The following is a 21,826-nucleotide window of genomic DNA, read 5'->3' as shown; positions in this document are numbered from 1 at the left end:
ACGCAACTTTGTCATAATATGTACAAGTGGCAAACAATAAGAATAAAATGTAGCACAAATAAATATGACGATTATTTGCTGAGTAAGATTGAGATGTAGGTAGGTGGAATTGTCGAAGAGGGAGGTGGAGATGGTGTCTGAGAGCTTAGGAATGATGACGGGAGACTGGGGACTGGGGACTGGGGACTGGGGACTGGGTAATCAATTTTATTTTTACCAATTACCAATTACCAATTACCAATTACCAATGTTAATGATTAATTAAATAGATGAAAATTTATGTATAATTTTGAGCCACCTTTAAATAAAATCATGCGAGTGGGTTTAGTTGGGACTGGGTATGCAGCAAAATTGAGGGCTGAGGCATTAAAGCAAGATCCTCGGACACAGTTAGTAGCGATCGCTGGCCATACTCTTGAAAAAACAGCAGCTTTGGCTCAGGAATATCAAACAGAGGTGATAAATTCTTGGCAAGAGTTAGTCAACAGGGAAGATTTAGATTTAGTGGTCATCTCCTCGATTAATCAGGATCATGGTAAAATAACTCAAGCTGCCCTGACAAAAGGCAAACACGTAATTGTCGAGTATCCTCTGTCTCTGGATGTCAAGGAAGCAGAAGCACTGATCGCCTTAGCAAAAGCAAAAAATAAACTGCTGCACGTTGAACACATTGAACTTTTAGGCGGTTGGCATCAAGCTTTAAAACAACATTTAGAGCAGGTGGGTTCTTTGTTTTATGTTCGTCAAAGTACCGTTAAACCTGAAAACCCTGCACCCCGCAAGTGGACTTATAACCATGAACAATTTGGGTTTCCTTTAATGGGGGCGTTATCTCGCTTACATCGTCTAACTGACTTGTTTGGTGAGGTGTTCTCTGTTAACTGTCATCAGCGATATTGGGAAACAGAAACCAACTATTATCAAAGCTGTATCTGTGTAGCGCAGTTGTGCTTTAGTAATGGTTTGTTAGCGCAAGTGATTTATGGTAAAGGTGAAACCATCTGGCAGTCAGAACGCAAGTTTGAAATTCACGGTGAAAAAGGCGGTTTAATCCTCGATGGTAACACAGGAATTTTCGTACAGCCAGAAAAAACAACATTGATAGATATGGGTACTCGTCGGGGATTATTTGCTAAAGATACGACAATGGCATTAGACCATCTTTTTTATGGTAAGCCTTTGTATGTCACCCCAGAACAAAGTTTGTATACTTTAAAAGTGGCAGATGCTACTCGTAAAGCCGCCCAAACAGGTTTAACTATATTTCTAACAAAAGACTAGATAGATGAGAACTGAACAAATTGTTGTTTTATCCCAAAGAGAAATAGAAAAAATGCGTCGGGCTGGACGTTTAGCAGCAAAACTGTTACAGCATCTAGAACCGATGGTTAAACCAGGGGTAAGTACCCAGCAACTCAATGATGAAGCAGAAAGATGGACACAAGCACAGGGAGCTAAAAGCGCACCTCTAGGTTATAAAGGTTTTCCTAAGTCAATTTGTACCAGTGTAAATGAAGTTATTTGTCATGGTATTCCCCATGCTAGACAAATTCTCAAAGAAGGGGACATTATTAATATTGATGTGACACCTATCGTTGATGGTTATCATGGCGATACATCTAAGACATTTATCGTTGGTAATACTAGACCCAAAGCGCAGAAATTGGTAGAAGTAACAGAAAAATGTCTTTATTTGGGTATTGCGGAAGTAAAACCAGGGGCGAAAATAGGTGATATTGGTGCGGCTATTCAAGAGTATGCTGAAGCTGAAGGTTTTTCCGTAGTGCGGGAGTTTGTGGGACATGGTATCAGTAATATTTTCCACACAGCACCGGATATCCCCCATTTTGGCACAAGGGGTAAAGGTAAACGGTTAAGACCGGGAATGGTGTTTACCATTGAACCGATGATCAATGAAGGTACTCAGGAAATGGAAATGTTAGCTGATGGTTGGACTGCGGTAACACGCGATCGCAAATTTTCAGCACAGTTTGAGCATACCATTGCTGTGACAGAAGATGGAGTAGAAATACTGACTCTACCAGAATAGGGAACAGGGAACAGGGAACAGGGAACAGAGTTAAAAATCTCGTAGTGTATGAATTTCATGAACAGTTTTGTATCTCATTCAACTGCATACCGTTATAATCATGGAAAAACCTCAGCATCAACCTGGAAAAACCTCCCGTCGTGGTTTTTTGGGCAAGGCATTAACAACAGCTGGTACAGTCATAGCTGCACCTGCAATACTCAACCAGACTAATGTAGCTAAAGAGACTACCCAAGCAAGCACAGGTGAAATGAATATCACACTCAAAATCAATGGAAAGGCAGAATCTTTAACCATTGAACCCCGTGTTACCCTCCTGGATGCTCTCCGGGAAAATATGGGATTGGTAGGTAGTAAAAAAGGCTGTGATCATGGACAGTGTGGAGCTTGTACAGTTCTTATAGATGGACAACGAGTTTATTCTTGTTTGTCTTTGGCAGTGATGCAGGAAGGAAAGGAAATAGTCACCATAGAAGGACTAGGAAAGGGTGATACTCTCCATCCCATGCAAACAGCTTTTATTGAAAATGACGGTTTTCAATGTGGTTACTGCACCCCAGGACAAATTTGCGCCTCTGTGGCTCTTGTGGAAGAAGTAAAACGCGGTTGTGGAAGTGCTGTTACGGCTGATTTAAACAAACCACCGCAATTAGCAGAACTTTCAGAAGCGGAAATCAAAGAAAGATTAAGTGGTAATCTTTGTCGGTGTAGTGCTTACAACGGCATTGTCGCCGCAGTACAACAGGTAACAGGACAAAAACCCCCCTCTCCCAACGCCCATATTATGGTCAGTGAATCTCAGGAGGTGCAAGCATCATGAATAACTTTACCTATACTCGCGCTACCTCTGTAAAAGATGCCGTTCAACGAGCAACAAGTGATAAAAATTCCCTGTTTATTGGTGGGGGAACAAATGTAGTTGATCGCCTCAAAGCCTTTCTAGATGAACCATCCCAACTGATAGACATTTCTCGCTTGCAGATGCAAAGTATAGAAAGGATGACTAATGGTTGGCGGGTGGGAGCTTTGGTAACAAATACAGCATTAGCTGATCATCCGGAAATTCGCCGCAATTATCCTTTTTTATCCAGAGCAATTCTTTCTGGTGCATCGCAACAAATCCGCAACGTGGCTACTGTGGGGGGTAATCTTTTACAAAGAACTCGCTGTCCTTACTATTACGATACTGCTTTTGCTTGTAATAAACGTGAACCGGGAAGCGGTTGTCCAGCAGCAACGGGGATAAACCGGATGCACGCTATTCTCGGTGCAAGTGAAGAATGTGTAGCTGTGCATCCTTCAGATATGTGTGTAGCTTTGGCCGCTTTAGATGCGGTGGTGGAAGTGGAAGGACCCAAAGGTAAACGACAAATACCTTTTGTGAATTTTCATCGTTTACCAGAAAACACACCCCAAAAAGATAGTAATTTAGAAGCGGGGGAATTAATCACCGCCATTATTTTACCGCCTTTATCCTGGGCGAAATCAGGAGTTTATTTAAAACTGCGCGATCGCACTTCCTACTCTTTTGCTTTAATATCAGTGGCAGCAGCTTTAGAAGTTGCGGTTGACAAAATAAAAGATGTCCGTTTAGCAATGGGTGGAGTCGCACATAAACCTTGGCGTGCTAACGAAGCAGAAAAGTTTTTAATCGGTAAACCTGCGGATATTACCACATTTACCCAAGCTGCAAATATAGCCTTACAAGGAGCAAAACCTTTAGCTCACAACGGTTACAAAATAGACATGACAAAACGGGCAATTCGTCGCGCTCTCATGGTTTCGGCTCAAGGTGGAGGTATAGTGTAGTTATGAATAAGGTTATAGGAACAGGCATTAACCGCAAAGATGGACTAGCAAAGGTGACAGGTGCTGCAACCTACGCCGCAGAACATCAAATACCCAACTTAGTGCATGGTTATTTAGTCACTGCTAGTATTGCCAAAGGACGGATCAAAAATATTGATATCCAAGCAGCAGCAAAAGCAAAGGGTGTGATAGCGGTTTTTACCCATAAAAACGCCCCGCAAATTTCTAAACCTAGTAACAATTTTATCAATTCTAAAATTTACGAAGCTCGCCTACCCTTAGCAGATGAGCAAATTCATTACGCAGGACAAATAATAGGTTTGGTAGTAGCGGATACCTTTGAAAGAGCTAGAGACGCAGCCCATTTAGTCAAAGTTGAATATATCAAAGATACACCGAGTTTAGACCCGGAAAAAGTCTCCTTGAAAAATGCTCCTTCCATGTTTGGGGGAGAGATGAAATTGGAAAAAGGGAGCTTTGCTACTAGTAATTCTACAGACGCAATGACAGGTGCAGCAGCTAAAATTACAGCCACCTACAAAACTTCCACGGAACTGCACGCACCAATGGAACCTCATGCCATTATCGCCCAGTGGCAAAATTCCAGTTCACTGACTATTTATGAACCAACCCAGTGGGTAGGGGGTAGTCAACGCACCTATTCAGAACTTTTCGGACTAGCACCAGAGCAGGTAAGAATTATTACGCCTTTTTTGGGTGGTGGTTTTGGTTCTAAAGCTTTTCCTTGGCCGCATGGTATTCTTTGTGCAGCAGCAGCACGTAAATTGCAACGTCCGCTCAAAGTGGTTCTCAGCAGACGACAAATGACAGCAAATGCTGGACACCGTTCGCAAACCGAGCAAACAGTGAGTTTAGCTGCTAATGCTGATGGGAGTTTACAGGGCATTGAACATACAGCCAAATCTTTTACTTCTACGGTTGATGTTTTTACTGAACCTTGTACAAATATCACTCCTGTGATGTATGCTACTCCAAATTTGCGAACTCAGCAATTATTGGGAGTGTTAAATGTGGGGACACCGACTTTTATGCGTGCGCCCGGAGAAACCCCCGGTATGTATGCTTTAGAGTCGGCTATGGATGAGTTAGCTTGGGAGTTGGGGATAGATCCGGTCGAATTACGGTTAAGGAATGAAACTAAAGAACATCAAAGTCGGGGTTTACCTTTCTCTGCTAAACATTTTGCCGAATGTTTGCGGGTGGGTGCAGAAAAGTTTGGTTGGCAAAATAGACCGAAAAAAGTGCGATCGCTCAACCGTGATGGTAAATTGATAGGCTGGGGTATGGCTGCTGCAACTTTTCCGGGTTTACAAAGTACAGCAACGGTAAAAGTCAGGCTTTTAGCTGATGGTACTGCCCATGTTCTCACCAGTGGTAATGATATGGGTACTGGTGCATATACCATTGTGGCGGGTACGGCGGCTGAGTTTTTGGGGCTACCGGTGGAAAAAGTTAAGGTAGAATTAGGTGACTCGTTGTTTCCTAATGGTGGTATTGCTGGTGGTTCGCAAATGACGGCAAATTTGATACCGGCGGTGATGACAGCTTGTGAGGAAGTGCTGAAAACTGCCCAAGCTAAAAATGCCCAGGAAGCGTTTGCAAGTCTGCGTCAGTCTCAACGGGCTGCTTTTGAAGCTACGGGTACTTCTGCTGGTAGTGAAGCGGCTAATAAATGGGCTTTTCAGTCTTGGGGCGCTCATTTTTGTGAGGTGAGTGTGGATGAGGAGATCGGGCGTTTACAGGTGACGCGCTGGGTGTCGGTGATGAATATCGGACAGGTGATGAATGCTAAAACTGCCGCTTCTCAGATCCGTGGAGGTGTGATCATGGGTATTGGTCATGCTTTAATGGAGGAGTGCTTGTTTGATCCGAATATCGGTTATCCGGTGGTTTATGATCTGGCTACTTATCATTATCCCACCCATGCAGATATTCCCAGAATTGATGTGACTTTTGTGGGTGAACCTGATTTGAATTTTAACCGGGCTGGGGTGCGCGGTGTGGGGGAAATTGGTATTACTGGTGTGGCGGCGGCTATTACTAATGCTGTTTTTCATGCTACGGGTAAGCGGTTAAGGGAGTTACCAATTACACCGGATAAGTTGGTTTAGTGCTGTTTGTGTGGGAAATATTTTTTCTCACGCAGAGGCGCAGAGTCGCAGAGGAGGAGGAAGGGAGTTTTTCAGAAAGTTGTCGTTGAGTCTTGACAAGATTTTTATGGTGTTGTAGGATTATGTTATGGGTGGAAAAGAGTGCGCCCATATATAACGGGTTGGGAAAAACTCAAGTTTGATTTTTCAAGAGAATGAACCACGAAGAACACGAAGAACACGAAGGTAAGAGAGTTTGAGAGAGTTTTTCTGTGAGTCTGGGAATTTGGCGATCGCATCCTCTACATCCTTTAATCCTGAAAATCCTGATTCTGACAAAAAAAAATCCCAAATTCCCAAAAACCATCATTAAATAACATCCTGAAAATCCTTTAATCCTGGACATCCTGATTCAGACAAAAAAAGCTACACTATATATAGTAAAAACTCATAGCATCACCAGGTGAGGGGAAGATGGCATTTTTCACCCCAGGACAAAAAATCAAACGCGGACAATATGAGATCATTGAAATCCTGGGACAAGGTGGGTTTGGTGTCACCTATCTTGCAAAAGATGATAAACGTAAAACCCAAGTCGCTATCAAAAGTCTCAATGTCTTGTTTTTACAACAACGTTATCGAGACAAACGTGGAAACTCAGAAGGTTTTGCAGAATTTTTAGCAGAGGAACGAGGTAAGTTTAATACCGAAGCGATAAAGTTAGCGACTTTTGATCATCCCCACATCGTCAAGGTTTATCCAGAACTATTTGAAGAAAATGGTTTACCTTGTATGGTAATGGAATATATTAAAGGTAAAAACTTAGAACAATATTTATGGTCAAATGGTGTTTTTAGTGAAAGTGCGGGTTTAGCAATTATCCAACAAATAGGATCTGCACTAGATTATATTCATGGTCGCAATTATTTACATCGAGATATTAAACCTGCCAACATTTTACTCCGAGAATCAGACAAAAAAGCCATATTAATTGATTTCGGGTTAGCGCGGGAAGTCAACTTTGCAGAAAGCATGAGTTTAACAAATGCGAAAACTCCCGTTTTTGCACCACCAGAACAGTTTGAAAACCGCAGTAACTTCACTCCTGCATTAGATATTTATTCCCTCGCTGCAACATTATATGTAATTATCGCGGTTCAAGAACCACCTTTCATCCCTCTACCTAGTCCTTATCTCAATGCGAAGATTATGCTAGATTTGAAAATGGCTATTGAACCACCAAAAAAATCTCATCCTCACATTAGTGATCAGGTAAGTGATGCTATTCTCAAGGGGATGGAGTTGGACTATAGAAAACGTCCCCAGTCTATCAAAGAATGGTTTATTGATTTAGGTATTCAAACAGAAACACCAAAACAACAACCAAAACAACAACAAAATAATAATTTTCTCAAAACCTTCACCTTTGAAGTTGTCACCACCAACCGCAAAGGAGAAATAATACAACGACGCAACCACTCCGCAAGATATTTTGTAGAAGACTTGGGAAATGGGGTGATGTTGGAAATGGTGGAAATACCCGCAGGAACATTTATCATGGGTTCACCGGAAAATGAAGCGGGAATATACGATCATGAAAGTCCTCAACATCAAGTGACTGTTCCCGGTTTCTTTATCGGTAAATATCCCTTGACCCAAGCACAATATCAAGCTATCATGGGAAAGAATCCATCTTACTTCAAAGGTAGTAATGGTTCGACTTTGGTTCGACTTCGCTCACCAACCACGCTCACCAAACACCGACCTGTTGAAACAGTAAGTTGGAATGATGCGGTTACATTTTGCCAAAAGTTAAGCCAAAAAACAGGTAAAAACTATAAGTTGCCCAGTGAAGCACAATGGGAGTATGCTTGTAGGGCGGGAACAACTACACCTTTTTATTTTGGTGCAAGTATTACCCCAGATTTGGTAAACTATCATGGTAACCATACCTACGCTGATGCACCGAAAGGTAAATATCGAGAACAAACCACTGATGTAGGTTCTTTTCCCCCTAATGCTTTTGGTTTGTATGATATGCACGGTAATGTCTGGGAGTGGTGTGAAGATGACTGGCAGGAAAATTATATAAATGCGCCTATAGATGGTAGTGCATTGATTAATCTAGGCGAACACAAGCTGCTGCGCGGTGGTTCTTGGTGCTACTCTCCTGTTTATTGCCGTTCGGCGCGTCGCAACTATTATGATGCGGGCTTCGACTACTACTACATCGGTTTTCGTGTTGTGTGTGGTGCTGCGTGGACTTGGTAGCACTTTATACTTTTGCCCTTTTGCCCTCTACCCTTCTTTCCTTTTCCCTTTTCTATCGCCTTCGGCGATCAATTTTTTTCAGAAAAATAGATGTGTGTTTTTTGTGGAAGTTGTGTTTTGAGAATCTGAGAATTTGAAAATACGTTATATATGGGCGCACTCTTTTCCACCCATAACATAAGGATAATAGAAGTTATGATTTTTGTCAAGGGTTTAGATCCCCGACTTCTGTAGTAAATTTATGATTTGATGAGAAAATATTGGTAGAAGTCGGGGATCTGGAGATTCAGACAGAAAATGTTAAAATTACTGTATATTGCTTTAGGGTTCAGGTATGACAAACAAGACATTATTAACTATTCAACCTAACCTGTATGAAGAAGATTATTATTTGTGGATAGAAACCACTCTCAAACAAATACAAAATCAAGATATTGAAAATTTAGATTGGCAACATTTAGCAGAAGAGATTGAAGCATTGGGAATTGAACAAAGACGAAAAGTAGAAAGTTACCTGAAGCAGTTATTAATTCATCTTCTGCTGTATTGTTATTGGGAAACTGAACGAGAATTTTGTCAGCGCGGTTGGAAAAATGAAATTGCTAATTTCCGAGATGAGTTAGAATTTTCTTGTCGTTCAAAAACACTATATAATTATTTTTTGGGTTGTTTAGATGCTGTTTATCTCAAAGCGAAAAGACAAGCAATTAATAAAACAGGTTTACCAAGTGCAACTTTTCCTGAACAATGTCCTTTTACTCCTGAAGAAATTTTAAATAGTGATTATTTTCCTGATTCAGACAAAAACGAGAATTAACTATAATTTATCATCATCAAAATACCCAATATTATCACTCCTGCTAAAATTGATAAATTCCGAGTATTTCTATTGCTTTTATGCAATATTTCCCAATACGATAACTCATGATTTTGAATCAATAAAAAGCAATGAGGAGAAAATAAAAACGGAAATAACCGATTTAAAAGTAACCGCAAAAAGAAATTAATACTCCATAATCTTTTTTGTACTTGATCCTGATTATACTGCCAAGGATAACCAATTTGTACTAAACGAATTAAAGCTTTAATATCCAGTTCACGTAAGTTTTGATAACGTGGAAGTGCAGCAGTAAGATTATCTTGAGTTTCTTGTAAAATTTCCTGGAAAATATAAATATCTTCCAATGCAGAATTAACACCTTGTCCAATATCAGGGGGGAAACAATGCACCGCATCCCCTAATAAAATTACTGCTGTTCCTTGGTTATCTTCGGGTTTGCCAAAAATTTGATATAGTCCTGAACAATATTGAGGAACAGGAAATTTACCACCTTCACTAAATGTAAATCTGGCAATTTCTTCAGAAGAGATGATTTTTTCTACAGGAAGTTGGGGAAATGCTTGTTTAAAAAATTCCTCAACTTCTACTGGTGTTGATAATTGCCAAATTTGATGGTTTGGGTAGGTAATAATATTCGCTGTTCTGGGTTGTTGGGGATTTTTGAAAGGTAATAAACCTAAAGAAATTGCTTTTTTAGGTTCTTTAAAACTTGACCGAATCGCATAAGCCATTGTAGATTGTGATAAATCCCCCTCTGTTTCTGATAAGGGAAATTGAGGAGGTAAGGTCAAAACTTTGTATTTTAACCCAGCACTAGGAGAAGGAAATTTTTGCATTTCAAATAAATTTGATTCTCCTGATATTTCAGACAATGTTTTTCTGACAATGGAATTTAAACCATCACAACCTAAGATTAAATTAGGAACAAAAGATACTGGTTCTTGATTTTGAGATTTGGTAATAACTTCTAACTGTTCTGAATTTTGCGAATGGGGTTTAATTTCTACACATTCAGTTTTAAATAAAACTTGAATTTTATCTTGCCAATTTTGCTGAATTTCTTGGTAAAGTAATTCTACAAAAGCTGCTCTAGGTAGCCAATAAGCTGTTTTGCGTTTAGAATCAGCAATAGGTAGTTTTGTGGTTTTACGTATTCCGTCTTTTTGAATGACAGTTAAGTAAAATTCAGTATTAGGAACACTTAAATCCGCAAGTTTATCAGTTATTCCTAAAAAATCTGTTAGTTTTTGTCCTCTTCCATCAATTTGATAACTAAATGATTTATCGGGTTCATAATAATCTGCTGATGGTCGTTTTTCAATGACTGTAATATTTTTCCAGCCTCGTTTAGCTAACATTAACGCTGCACCTAATCCCCCAGGACCACCACCGATAATAATAACGTTTTGTTTGTGAGAATTATTCATTAGACCTCTCCAAAATAGAATTTAGTAATTTGTAATATGTTGTAGGGGCGAAGCTTATGGGTGATAATTTGACAGAAAAATCAGACATCTCTAGATATCCCATAAGCTTCGCCCTGCCCCCATAAATAAGTTCCATAATTTCTTTTCTGGAGAAGTCTATTGTATTTAGGGGTTGCTGAGAAAGTCTTTCCGTGATGGCATAGGAGTCAGGAGTCAGGAGTCAGGAGTCAGGAGGAGATTTGAAAATTTCTTTGCCATCTCTTGAAATCCCCAAAAATGCACACTTTTTCCGGTATACCCTTCAAAACCCTTGCACTAATTTCTGTGTTTATCAGCCTCTAACCTTTGATATATCAAGGTTTTAGGTTTATTCAGCAAACCCTATTTAATCTTCAGTAATTAGCACTAAACTGTTATACTAAATATTAAATTTATATTCATGATATTTGTTAACATCACAGGATTCTCCAACAATATGAAAGAGATAAATTCTATTATTACATCATTTGTAGACAATCAACATAATAACGAAGAATTATTTCTGGCAACTGTTGTCAATGTTCAAGGTTCTACCTATCGTCAACCGGGTGCGCGAATGTTGATTACATCATCAGGTAAAATAATGGGAACTATTAGCGGAGGTTGTTTAGAAAATGATGTCATTGAACATACCCGCTTAATGACGACAGATGAAACAGCAAAGATCATTACTTATGATACCAATGCTGAGGAAGATATTATTTGGGGTTTTGGTTTAGGTTGTAATGGTGTGGTAGATATTTTGATTGAGCGTATTTATCACGATGATCCTTTGAATCCTTTAGCTTTTATTCATCAATGTTTATCTCATCAACAACCAGGTGTTATTGCTTCTGTTTTTAGTGTTTCTGGTAATATTAATGTTTCTTTGGGGGCGCATTTAACACTTAATTCTGATGGTTTTGTAAATAGTAATATTTCTGAACCTGTGATCAATAATGCTTTAATCAAAGATGCAGCATTAGTATTAAAAAATCAATCCTCTAGTTTTCATAAATATCAACTTTATTCAGGTGAGGTAAGTGTTTTTATTGAGTTGATTCAACCACCACCAAATTTAATGATTTTTGGTGCTGGCCGTGATGCGATTCCATTAGCGGAGTTTGCTAAAGCGTTAGGTTGGAAAGTGACAATTTTTGATTGTCGTGCTTTAGAATTAAGTAAAGAACGTTTTATTATGGCTGATGAAATTATTCTTACTCGTCGAGATATTTTACCTCAACAATTATCTGTGAATGCAAATTCTCTTGCTGTGGTAATGACTCATAATTATTTTGATGATTTGGCAATTCTCAAACTTTTAATACCAGTTAATATTAAATATTTAGGTTGTTTGGGTTCAAAACAGAGAATTGCTAAATTACTGACAGATGTACAGGAAGCGATGGGAGAATTTAACCCTGAAAAATTAGCTAAATTTTATGCTCCTGTAGGTTTAGATATTGGTGCAGATACACCAGAAACTATAGCTTTATCTATTATTGCGGAAATTCAAACTATACTTAAAAATCGCACTGGTGGTTTTTTGAAACATCGGACAAAACCAATAAATCAAAGAAATGAAATTAAGGAAATAGAGATTAATAATTAATTCAGATTTGAGAAAATATAGAAATTAGAAGTTATAAATAAATATGAGCAATTACCAATTACCAATTACCAATTACCAATTACCAAACGTTGGTATTATTATTTTAGCTGCTGGTGCATCAACTCGTATGGGTTCACCAAAACAATTGTTATCCTATCAAGGAGAAAGTTTAGTTAACAAAACTATAAAACAGGCGATCGCTTCAGTCTGTCATCCTGTAATGTTAGTATTAGGAGCAAATTCAGAAAGTATACTTTCTCAACTGGAGCAAATTCAACTACCGAATCTTATAATAGTTGAAAATCCAGATTGGCAGTTAGGAATGAGTGCTTCTATTTGTTGGGGAATGACTGCACTTGTAGACAATTATCCTACCATAGAAGCGGTAGTAATTACTGTTTGCGATCAACCTTTTTTAAATGCGGAAATCATTAATAATTTAGTAGAATCATATCATTCTACAAATCAACAAATTATTGCTTGTGAATATGCAGATACATTAGGAGTACCTGTTTTATTTAGTAGAAAATACTTTTCAGAATTAGCCAATTTAACGCAGGATATGGGCGCAAGAAAACTCATTAAAATCTATAAAAATGATGTTTTTAGTATTCGCTTTCCTTTAGGTGCAATTGATATTGATACACCACAAGATTATCAAAAACTTCTGGAAAATTGAATTGGGAAATGGTCAGCATTCAGCAGTCAGTAAGACATACTGAAATGCTTCACTCCGCTATCCTGGGTTCAGGATGACTCTGAACTTTCTTGGAAAAATTTCTTGAGGATAGTAATACTTTGCTCTCCATCATCAGTAGTAGCTTTCATCAGATAATTAAATAATTTATCTGAAAATGGAACACGCAAATGGAAAGTACCATCAGAGTGGAGTTTAATTTTATGACCATCAATAGTCACAGTTGCACCTGGTTCTGTTGAACCATGAATAACTAATTCCGTATCTGCTACAAACCAAAAGTCTTTACCAGGACGACTGAAAATACGAATTTTACCAGAACGAGCTATACACAACCAATCATTATTATTGGTAACATAACCAATTTCAGTCATATAGTCACGATTGCTTGTGGGAATAGCTACATAACAATCACAAATTACTTCCTCACATTCATACTGCTGGACCAGTTGAGGAAATTGATAACTGAGATCAATATCAGTCGCATCATAAAGTCGCACTGCCAAAATAGTACCGCCTATTTTTTGTGCTGCTTGTTTCTGAGTTTCCGCAACATACCAAGAAACATAAGCCCATTGGGGAGTGCGAGGTGTGAAAACAATGCTACTGTCTCCACTTATATCTGACCAACTAACAATTTCTGTGGTGTGAGTTTGCGCCTTTGAATCGGATAAGTAATCTTCGAGAAGATTATCAGCACTAGCTATGTTTTCTGTATCTGCCTCTATTTCCCAGACTTGATGATTAATAGTTTCTGCGGCTAAATCAGCCTTGATTTCAGCTTGATTTTCAAAGGTATTAAATACTTCTTCTAACTCATTTGATAAATCAGATAGTGATTTTTTGATTTCATCTGTTATTGGACCTAAATCTGAACCTTCTGCTTCTGGTTTTAAGCCTAATAATTCTGATAGAGAAGTTAGAGAAGTTCTAGATTCTGGATCAGAATTTGTTGTCGAAACAGGCAACAATTCCCATAGGGAAGTGTGAGAATCAGCATCCTCTGAATTTGCGGTAACACTGAGTAATTCCCATAGGGAAGTGTGAGAATCAGTATCCTCTGAATTTGCGGTAACACTGAGTGCTTCTGTCAGGGAAACGCTGGCTTCTTTAGCAGATGATTCTGTGATATCATCTAATAATTGTGATAGGGAAATGGTGGAATTTTCCACAGGTGAATTTGCGGTAATACCAAGTGCTTCTGTCAGAGAAACGCTGGCTTCTTTAGCAGATGATGCGGCTGGTTCTTCTAGTAATTCTAATAGAGAACTGCTTAACTCATCTGTTGAAAATTCTAAATTATTAAATGATACTGCTGGAATATTTGTAACTGCTGGATAGGGAGTATTCACAACAGCTACTGGTGCTTCTGTATCCCATACCACTTCGCCAGAATCTAGAGCAATTGTTTTATCTGTAAAATGGTTTGTTACCTTTGTTCTTGTGTTTGTGGATTTTGCCGTTACTATGTTTAAAGTACCAGTTAAGGTTTTTGATTCAGTGACAGTGGAATTGTTTTCTGGCTTGGAGATGATTGAGTTTGTGTTTTGATGAGATTGTGATGTACCGTTAGTGCGCGTGGTGTGGTTAACAGGGGAAGTAGTGCTGTATTCGTCAGGTATTGTGAGTATGGTTTCGGTAATTGATGCACCACCATTTGATGTTTCTAATAAAGATATTTTTTTCTCTGCTGATTGTTGTTTTCTCTTTAACCACCAGGCAACAAAGCCTCCTAAACCAACAATGGGCAATAAAGAAAAGACAATCAAAAATTCTGCATTTCTATTTGCCAAAGGATTGACAAACTGCTGATTACTGGAATTATTTGTAGTAGGTAAAGATTCTGTTCGTAAAGAATTGACTACATTGGGATTTTCAAAGGATACAGTAGTATCTACAGTATCTACAGTATCTACAGATTGAGCCGCTGGTGTGGAATTGGTTGCAGTTTCTAAAGTAAAACTTTGTAATGCACTGGCAGCGATCGCAGATGCTTCTGCATCTCTAGCTGTTGCGATCGCTTTCTTTCCTACAGATGCGGTAGTAAAACCCAAAAAACTAGCTACTGCCGGGCTAGGATTTTGCTTGTAAACATAAACCAAAGGCTGGGAAAAGGGATATTTAGATTCATTGGCTGTAAATCCCTGGATTTTGAGAGTTCGCACATCTGGTAATTTTGATACCTGATTATCTCTCGCATAACTAATACCATCAGTGCCTAATTCTTTGACAATCAGGGCAGTTTTATCTTCAGCTATTTGTATAGCGTTAGCACCAGTCCCAAATTCAGCAGATTTAAAGACTGGATAATTGCGAAAAGAATTACGAATATCGCCATTTAGGGGGCGATCAATCAAGCGAATTTTACCAGGTGCGCCTCCAAGTTCTGACCAATCAGTAATTTCACCCCGAAAAATCTTGGCCAATTGTTCAATAGTCAAACCACCTTGGAAAGGATTGTTTGCACCAACAATAATGGCAATTTTTTCTCTGTATAAGCTAATTTGTTCTAAACCTTGGGCTTTTTCTGCTGGGGTTAGTCCACGAGCGATCGCTGCTATATCAATTTCACCATCTAGCAACGCTTTGAGTGCCGCATCAGTACCATTAACTCTAATTTCTACCTCTGTGCCAGAAAACTGTTTCTCAAAACTATCTTTCAGGCTTTGGTTGATCATTACCAAACTCATTGAGCCATCAATCCGCACCCTGGTTGCATTTTCTACTGTTTGCGGTAATGGGAAAGTAGAAACATCAGTTGTTGATTCTGCTAGTACAGGCAATGATACCAAAACATTTGCTGCCAGTGGGGTGGTAGCTAAGGCTAGTGATAAGGCAAGATGAAGGACTATACTATCGTTTTTCTCTTGTTTCCACATACACACTTTATCAAGGTAAAATAAATAATCAAGCAGTCCAGCTATCAAAATACTGTTTTTGTAGAGGAGACGGGTTAATTATACATCCTTATCCCCAGTAACTTCAGTTACCTAAAAAATTCTATACTGCTGTGTGACTGGGTTGATATAACAGTATTTTTTATTATTGTTGATTTTGGGAAATATTGCCCATCACAGCTTAAATCCAAAATCACTCAGGCTTTCATGGAAAGGGGTTTAGCAATGCTAAACCCCTACTATAGCTGTATACAGAGTAGTTAGGGTTTGCTGAAAAAGTCCCTTCGTTGAGGCAGGGAATAGGGAATAGTTTTAGCTATCTGTTATCCCCAGATTTTCTAATTTATCAGACCCAAAATGCACAGTTTTTAAGGTATACCCTTCAAAAATCTTGCACTTTCTTTCCTCCTGATCAGCCTCAAACCTTTGATTTACGAGTATTTTGGGTTTATTCAGCAAGCCCTACTTAAAGAAAAAATCGTTCCTATCCAACTCTTGAAACTGTTCCCTGTTCCCTGTCTCCACGACAAGACTTTTTCAGCAAACCCTAGTTAGGACATCTTAGGACATCTATTGTTAGCGCAGCAGGGTTTTACTCCAGCCTCTTGCCTTCGTTAACTTGCTACTATATGCTTTCCTAGATTTATTTTGTTTGCAGAAATTTGTCCATTTTCGTAGTTTCTTTTTTCTCCTCTGTTTTCTCTGAGGCAGATAATAAAGATGTGTCAATCAAAGGTAAGATAATTTTCACAGTTGTACCCTGGTGCAAACCCAAACTCTCAAGGGTAATTTTTCCCCCCATCAGTTCGATTAAGTTGCGGGAAATTGCTAATCCTAGTCCAGTACCTTCAAACTTGCGTGTAGTTGTTCCATCCACCATGACAAAGGGACGAAATAATTTATTTTGTTGGTCTGGATCAATACCTATACCTGTATCTTGAACCGCAACAATAACATGAGATTTACCACCTTGCTGCTGAATCTTGGTACTGATAATAATGCTACCTTTATCGGTGAATTTTGTCGCATTACCAATAATATTAATTAGCACTTGTTTGAGTTTAACCTCATCTGCCTTAACAGGAATGATTTCATTACCTATATCACATTTTAATTGCAGTTCCTTTTGTTGGATATTCACTGATTGTAAATTAATAACTTCTAATAATAATTGACGCAATTCTAAAGGAGCAATTACTACCGATAGTTTGCCAGCTTCAATTTTAGAAATATCGAGTAAATCATTAATAATACCTAATAAATGAATAGCTGTATCATCGGCACGCTTGAGAAATTCTAATTCTTCTTCTCGATCATCACATAAACCATCTCTCACTAAACGCACACAGTTAATAATAATATTCAATGGATTCCGCAATTCATGGGAAGTTGTGGCTAAAAACTGACTTTTAACAACATTAGCTGATTTGGCTTCTTTCCAAGCTATTTCTAATTCTTCCGCCCATGCTTTGAGTCGTTCTACCATTTGATCTAATGCTTGAGCAAGTTGATTAAATTCCTTGATTTTAAAGTTACGGGGTATGGGTTGTACGGCATGGTGACTATGAATATTTAAAGCGTAGTCTCTGAGTTCTTCCACAGGACCTGCTAAATAAGGTACTAAATAGAAAGATGCTAACAAACTCGCACCTATTAAACCAACTGTTAAGACAATAAGAATAAGTTTGATTTCATCTAAACCTAGCAGTGCATCTTGAACACTAACGACAGCTAAAATAATCCATTTTTGTTGTTGCTGTTGTGTAATGGGATTAGGAATTGCTGTATACCCTGCAACTGATTCATTACCGTCGCTAAAATTAAAATTTAGGGAATCATTATTTCCCTTAATGGCATTTTTAATTACACTTTGTATTTGTTGAGAATCTGAGTATTTTTTAATATTAGTTCCTATTGTTTCCGGTAATGGATGTGCCAAAATATTCCCATCTTCAGCAATGACTACCAAAGAACCGATTAAAGAACCTTGCTTATTTTCAATTTGTCGGTGCAATGTAGTTTTGATAATTAAGGCGTAAGCTAAATTTCCTCGTTGGTTATAAACTGGGGCTGATAAAAGCAATTGTAATTGATTTTCTGGCTCACGTTTGCCAGTTGTTCCTGGTTTTGGTGGGGAAATTAATGTAATTTGGATTTCATCATTTGTAAATGACAATGGCTGTTCAATAATGGTCTGATCACCACAGCTACTAGCAATAATTTGATTTTTGCGAGCGTTTTTTTGCAGATGTTTGAGTTGAATACAATCAATCTTATTCGGTAATTGCTGGGCTAATTTGGTGATGAATTTTTCAGCTTGAGTAGCTGAACCTGACTGAATTACTTTTGTCTGACTAGCACTGAGTAAATTTGTCTTTAATGTGGCGATCGCGTCAGTTATTTTTTCACCTTTATTAATAGCACTGTCCGTTAAGTTTTGTCGTGCAGTGTTCAAGAGGCTAGAACGTGCCTTATTGAGTGCTGCCATTTCCCCAATTAATAAAACTGGGACAAATACCAGCAATATCCTGGTTACTAAAATTCGTCTAAAAGAGGATTGACGGTACTTAGCCATCGCTTGTCTCACTCCGTATCTGCAAACCACAAGAATAAAAATATGTCATTAGATGGGATAAATGAGACATTTTTGAACGAAGATAGGAGGCATGGAACAGAAGGCAGAAGTCAGGAGGCGGTTTTTGTCATGGGAATTTATACCCCGCTGCAACAATTTTTCGCCTGAAAAGGCATGAGCGTAGCGGGACAAAGTTCGGTTTTAAACCCAATTTTTTCAATAAGGTGATAAAAATTTGATTATCAATTGCCTCAAGGACGGTTAAGTTTTTCCACCACGCTCCAAAACTCAACCTCAGATGCCGTTTTATTTGGTGCGGGTACTCTTTGTGCCTACGGTACAACACTTACTGTCTCCCATCCAACACTGCTGCAACAGAGAAAAACAGAAAATAAATCTCTCTAGCCGATTCATATAGTGCTTTCAAGTTCTGGAAACCTGAATCCGGATATTAAATTCTTTCCACAACCAGTTCAACCCTGGTTACTGACAACTACAGCAGGGGCGAATTTTTAGCAAGGATCATAAGGATGATTAAGTAAGTTATACAAAATACATTTTATAGTTAGGAGAGGGAACAGGGAACAGGGAAATGGTGACTGGGGATTGGGGAAGAAAATTTTAGATTTTAGATTTTAGATTGGATTTAACAAAAACAATCCAAAATCCAAAATCCAAAATAAATAACTCCTGCCTCCTGCTGTAATCAAAATAGATATTCACAACCACACGATGGTAAAACCACTCAAATCTAACTATTCTGTAGTTTGGACTCATAAAATTGCCGAAGTTCCTCAAACAGCCTGGGATGCTTTGGCTATGCCACTAAAAACTCCGTTTTTAGAATGGGATTGGTTGAATAATATGGAAACCTCCCATAGTGCTACAGCTAACGCTGGTTGGTTGCCAAATCACCTGACTTTATGGCGAGATAGAACATTAATTGCTGCTGCTCCACTTTATCTTAAAGGGCATAGTCAAGGGGAATTTGTTTTTGATCATCAATGGGCTGATTTAGCTTATCGTATTGGTGTAGAGTATTACCCCAAAATGTTGGGAATGTCGCCATTTACCCCGGCTGAAGGCTATCGCTTTTTAATTTCTCCTGGTGAAAATGAAGCAGAAATTACGGCAATGATGGTACACGAAATTGATGCTTTTTGCATCCAAAATAATATTTCTGGCTGTCATTTTCTGTATGTTGATCCCCAATGGCGGCCTGTGTTGGAAAAACAAGGTTTCACGGCTTGGTTACACCATAGCTATATTTGGGAAAATGCTGATTTTCAAGGTTTTGATGATTATTTAAAAGTATTCAATGCTAATCAAAGGCGGAATATTAAAAGAGAACGCAAGGCGGTAGAAAAGGCTGGTTTACGACTGCAAGCTGTCACTGGTGAAGAAATTCCTAAGTCGCTGTTTCCGTTAATGTATGAATTTTATGCGGATACCTGTGATAAGTTTGGTTGGTGGGGTAGTAAGTATCTGACCAAGGGATTTTTTGAAAGTTTATATCATAATTATCGTCATCGGGTGGTATTTTTCGCTGCTTATAATGATGAAAACCAGCGTCAACCTGTGGGGATGTCATTTTGTTTATTTAAGGATGATAAACTATATGGTCGCTATTGGGGCAGTTTTCAAGAAATAGATTGCTTACATTTTGATGCTTGTTATTATGCACCGATTGAGTGGGCGATCGCTCACGGTATCCAAACTTTTGATCCCGGTGCGGGGGGAAGACATAAGAAACGGCGCGGTTTTCCAGCTAAACCTAATCACAGTCTACACCGATTTTACAATAATCGTTTAGGACAAATCTTACGTCCTTATATTCTAGAAGTGAATCAAATGGAAGAGGAGGAAATGAAGGCGATCAATGCAGAGTTACCTTTTAGTCAAAATAATCGTTAAAAAATCTGGTTAAAGAATTACACTGGAATTGTAATGTAAAAAACTCTGGAAATAATTTCTTTTTTTAGCATGACTATGGATTTAATACTTGATGATTTAACCGCAATTGATGATAAGCTTTCCCAACGTCATATTGATCTTGATCCCAGTGGCTATTTCATTATTTACATTGACCGCAATGAACGGTTAATTTATGCCAAACATTTTACAAATATAATTGATGAACGTGGTTTGGCTGTAGATCCAGAAACTGGTAAGGTGATTCCGGCACGGGGTAAGGTAGAAAGAACTCACACAACCGTATTTAGCGGCCGCACTGCCAAAGAATTGTGTGTGAAAATTTTTGAAGAAACTCAACCCTGTCCTGTGACTTTCTTTGACCATGCTGCTTATTTGGGAAGGGAATTTGTTCGCGCTGAAGTTGCTTTAGTGACAGGTCAGGAATACGTGCAAGATTAAGGACAGTTATTAGTTATCAGTGATCAGTTATTCTGATCACTGATCAAAAAATTAAGCCCTCAGATGAACTAAATATCAAATTCTGCGTCAAGGAAAATATCAGTATTTGTAGAGGTAAAGTTATGTCATCACAACCGCTGCGGTATTTATTTTTCAGTGGTTTGAGTTTATCCTTATTGATCGGTAACTCCGTGGCCTTCGCTCAAACTGATAGTATTGTTGTTCCCACTGTACCATCAGGCTCAACAACAACAGTACCATCAGGTTCATCCACCAATATACCCACTTCCACCCCCGTTAATACTAGCACCAGATTTAGCTGTCAATCTTACAATGGTAGATATACGGTAATGTATCAACCCCAAAGCCAACCCGGTCAATTTTTTGCTTGGGCTGCACCTCAAGCATTAGGAGGTGGTTGGAATCCGCAAAATCGTTGTCAGGCGATCGCCCAACGCTTAGAATTATACCGTCCAGATGGACTACAAGAACTGCAAATAGCCAGAGAAAATAACGAAAATATTATTTGTGTCACCACCGAAGCTAACCCCGGTTGTCGCATTGTTCTGACAGTACCACGAAATAAAGACCCCTACGCTATCCGCAGTAGTATCTTCAGCAACTTAACTACCGCAGACAACGGACAGCAAACTATAGCCGTTAACACCTACACTAATCGTCATCCAGGAGGAGTCAACGAACTGTACAATTTAGGACGTAGACTTTTAGGAGATAAAAATACTGTTAATTCTTCAAACAATGGCATTAATTTAAAACCTTTTTTAGCTCCTGAAGATGGTGGTACAGCTACACAATTACGAAATGGAGTATCAATTGGTAGTCCATCTCAACCACAAAAACAGACCATCTTAAATCCTCGTTTATTCCGTTGATCAATATCATTATAGCATTTACCAAGCTAGTGAGGTACAGAGTTTTTGATCTTAGGGAATTGGGAATTGGGAATTGGGAACAGTAAATAAATTAGGGTGTACCTCATGAGACTGGGAAACGCTATATAGGGTTTGCTGAATAAACCTAAAACCTTGATATATCAAAGGTTAGAGGCTGATAAACACAGAAATTAGTGCAAGGGTTTTGAAGGGTATACCGGAAAAAGTGTGCATTTTTTGGGATTTCAAGAG

At 38.6% G+C, this 21,826-nt stretch carries 16 protein-coding genes and 1 pseudogene; 14 read left to right on the top strand and 3 right to left on the bottom strand.

Annotated features, from left to right (window positions below; all coding sequences use genetic code 11):
- Positions 1–130 precede the first annotated feature (130 nt).
- From FFR48_RS30080 to FFR48_RS13030, 8 genes are all read left to right on the top strand, one after another.
- Entirely contained in the window at positions 131–265 is a 135-nt protein-coding gene (locus tag FFR48_RS30080) for a hypothetical protein (RefSeq protein ID WP_268932434.1), read from the top strand.
- Positions 266–279: 14 nt separating this feature from the next.
- Positions 280–1,281, top strand: a complete 1,002-nt coding sequence (locus tag FFR48_RS13060; protein WP_137667660.1) for a Gfo/Idh/MocA family protein — start codon at positions 280–282, stop codon at positions 1,279–1,281.
- A gap of 4 nt (positions 1,282–1,285) precedes the next feature.
- Positions 1,286–2,050, top strand: a complete 765-nt coding sequence (gene map, locus FFR48_RS13055; RefSeq protein WP_137667659.1) for a type I methionyl aminopeptidase — start codon at positions 1,286–1,288, stop codon at positions 2,048–2,050.
- A gap of 100 nt (positions 2,051–2,150) precedes the next feature.
- Entirely contained in the window at positions 2,151–2,870 is a 720-nt protein-coding gene (locus FFR48_RS13050; RefSeq protein ID WP_137667658.1) for a 2Fe-2S iron-sulfur cluster-binding protein, read from the top strand.
- On the top strand, positions 2,867–3,859 hold the full coding sequence (locus FFR48_RS13045; RefSeq protein ID WP_137667657.1) for an FAD binding domain-containing protein: 993 nt from the start codon (positions 2,867–2,869) through the stop codon (positions 3,857–3,859). Before FFR48_RS13050 ends, FFR48_RS13045 begins: the two co-directional genes overlap by 4 nt.
- Positions 3,860–3,861: 2 nt before the next feature.
- A complete protein-coding gene (locus tag FFR48_RS13040; RefSeq protein WP_137667656.1) occupies positions 3,862–5,991 on the top strand; it encodes a xanthine dehydrogenase family protein molybdopterin-binding subunit in 2,130 nt (709 codons plus the stop codon).
- Positions 5,992–6,444: 453 nt separating this feature from the next.
- Positions 6,445–8,241, top strand: a complete 1,797-nt coding sequence (locus FFR48_RS13035) for a bifunctional serine/threonine-protein kinase/formylglycine-generating enzyme family protein (protein ID WP_137667655.1) — start codon at positions 6,445–6,447, stop codon at positions 8,239–8,241.
- Between the two features lie 334 nt (positions 8,242–8,575).
- Positions 8,576–9,058, top strand: a complete 483-nt coding sequence (locus FFR48_RS13030) for a DUF29 domain-containing protein (RefSeq protein WP_137667654.1) — start codon at positions 8,576–8,578, stop codon at positions 9,056–9,058.
- Here the strand turns inward: FFR48_RS13030 and FFR48_RS13025 are convergent.
- Positions 9,055–10,509 (bottom strand): FAD-dependent oxidoreductase, encoded by a 1,455-nt coding sequence (locus FFR48_RS13025; RefSeq protein WP_137667653.1) that lies wholly within the window; start codon positions 10,507–10,509, stop codon positions 9,055–9,057. The two genes, FFR48_RS13030 and FFR48_RS13025, sit on opposite strands and share 4 nt — an antisense overlap.
- A 475-nt stretch (positions 10,510–10,984) precedes the next feature.
- Here FFR48_RS13025 and FFR48_RS13020 point away from each other — a divergent pair, with 475 nt between their 5' ends.
- Both FFR48_RS13020 and FFR48_RS13015 read left to right on the top strand, forming a co-directional pair.
- Entirely contained in the window at positions 10,985–12,139 is a 1,155-nt protein-coding gene (locus FFR48_RS13020; RefSeq protein WP_137667652.1) for an XdhC family protein, read from the top strand.
- A gap of 43 nt (positions 12,140–12,182) precedes the next feature.
- Complete coding sequence (locus tag FFR48_RS13015) at positions 12,183–12,818, top strand: nucleotidyltransferase family protein (protein ID WP_096569867.1); 636 nt, start codon at positions 12,183–12,185, stop codon at positions 12,816–12,818.
- A 68-nt stretch (positions 12,819–12,886) separates the two neighbouring features.
- Here the strand turns inward: FFR48_RS13015 and FFR48_RS13010 are convergent, their stop codons facing one another.
- Complete coding sequence (locus tag FFR48_RS13010; RefSeq protein ID WP_137667651.1) at positions 12,887–15,715, bottom strand: substrate-binding domain-containing protein; 2,829 nt, start codon at positions 15,713–15,715, stop codon at positions 12,887–12,889.
- Between the two features lie 661 nt (positions 15,716–16,376).
- Positions 16,377–18,308 carry a sensor histidine kinase gene (locus tag FFR48_RS13005; protein ID WP_137667650.1) on the bottom strand — a complete coding sequence of 644 codons (1,932 nt, stop codon included), beginning with the start codon at positions 18,306–18,308 and terminating at the stop codon, positions 16,377–16,379.
- Between the two features lie 282 nt (positions 18,309–18,590).
- On the opposite strand from FFR48_RS13005, the pseudogene FFR48_RS29455 reads away from it, so the two are divergent.
- From FFR48_RS29455 to FFR48_RS12990, 4 genes and pseudogenes are all read left to right on the top strand, one after another.
- Positions 18,591–18,821, top strand: a pseudogene (locus tag FFR48_RS29455) (dihydrofolate reductase family protein); the annotation flags it as partial.
- 219 nt (positions 18,822–19,040) lie between these two features.
- Positions 19,041–20,222, top strand: a complete 1,182-nt coding sequence (locus tag FFR48_RS13000; RefSeq protein ID WP_137667649.1) for a GNAT family N-acetyltransferase — start codon at positions 19,041–19,043, stop codon at positions 20,220–20,222.
- 75 nt (positions 20,223–20,297) lie between these two features.
- Positions 20,298–20,681: a DUF4346 domain-containing protein gene (locus FFR48_RS12995; RefSeq protein WP_096569859.1), complete on the top strand. Its 384-nt coding sequence runs from the start codon at positions 20,298–20,300 to the stop codon at positions 20,679–20,681.
- Between the two features lie 122 nt (positions 20,682–20,803).
- A complete protein-coding gene (locus FFR48_RS12990) occupies positions 20,804–21,574 on the top strand; it encodes a COP23 domain-containing protein (protein WP_096569857.1) in 771 nt (256 codons plus the stop codon).
- Positions 21,575–21,826 lie beyond the last annotated feature (252 nt).

The organism is Sphaerospermopsis reniformis (genome assembly GCF_005402885.1).
Lineage (GTDB): Bacteria > Cyanobacteriota > Cyanobacteriia > Cyanobacteriales > Nostocaceae > Sphaerospermopsis > Sphaerospermopsis kisseleviana.
The sequence above is the reverse complement of the archived record's forward strand: the minus strand, read 5'-3'. Positions and strand labels throughout refer to the sequence as shown.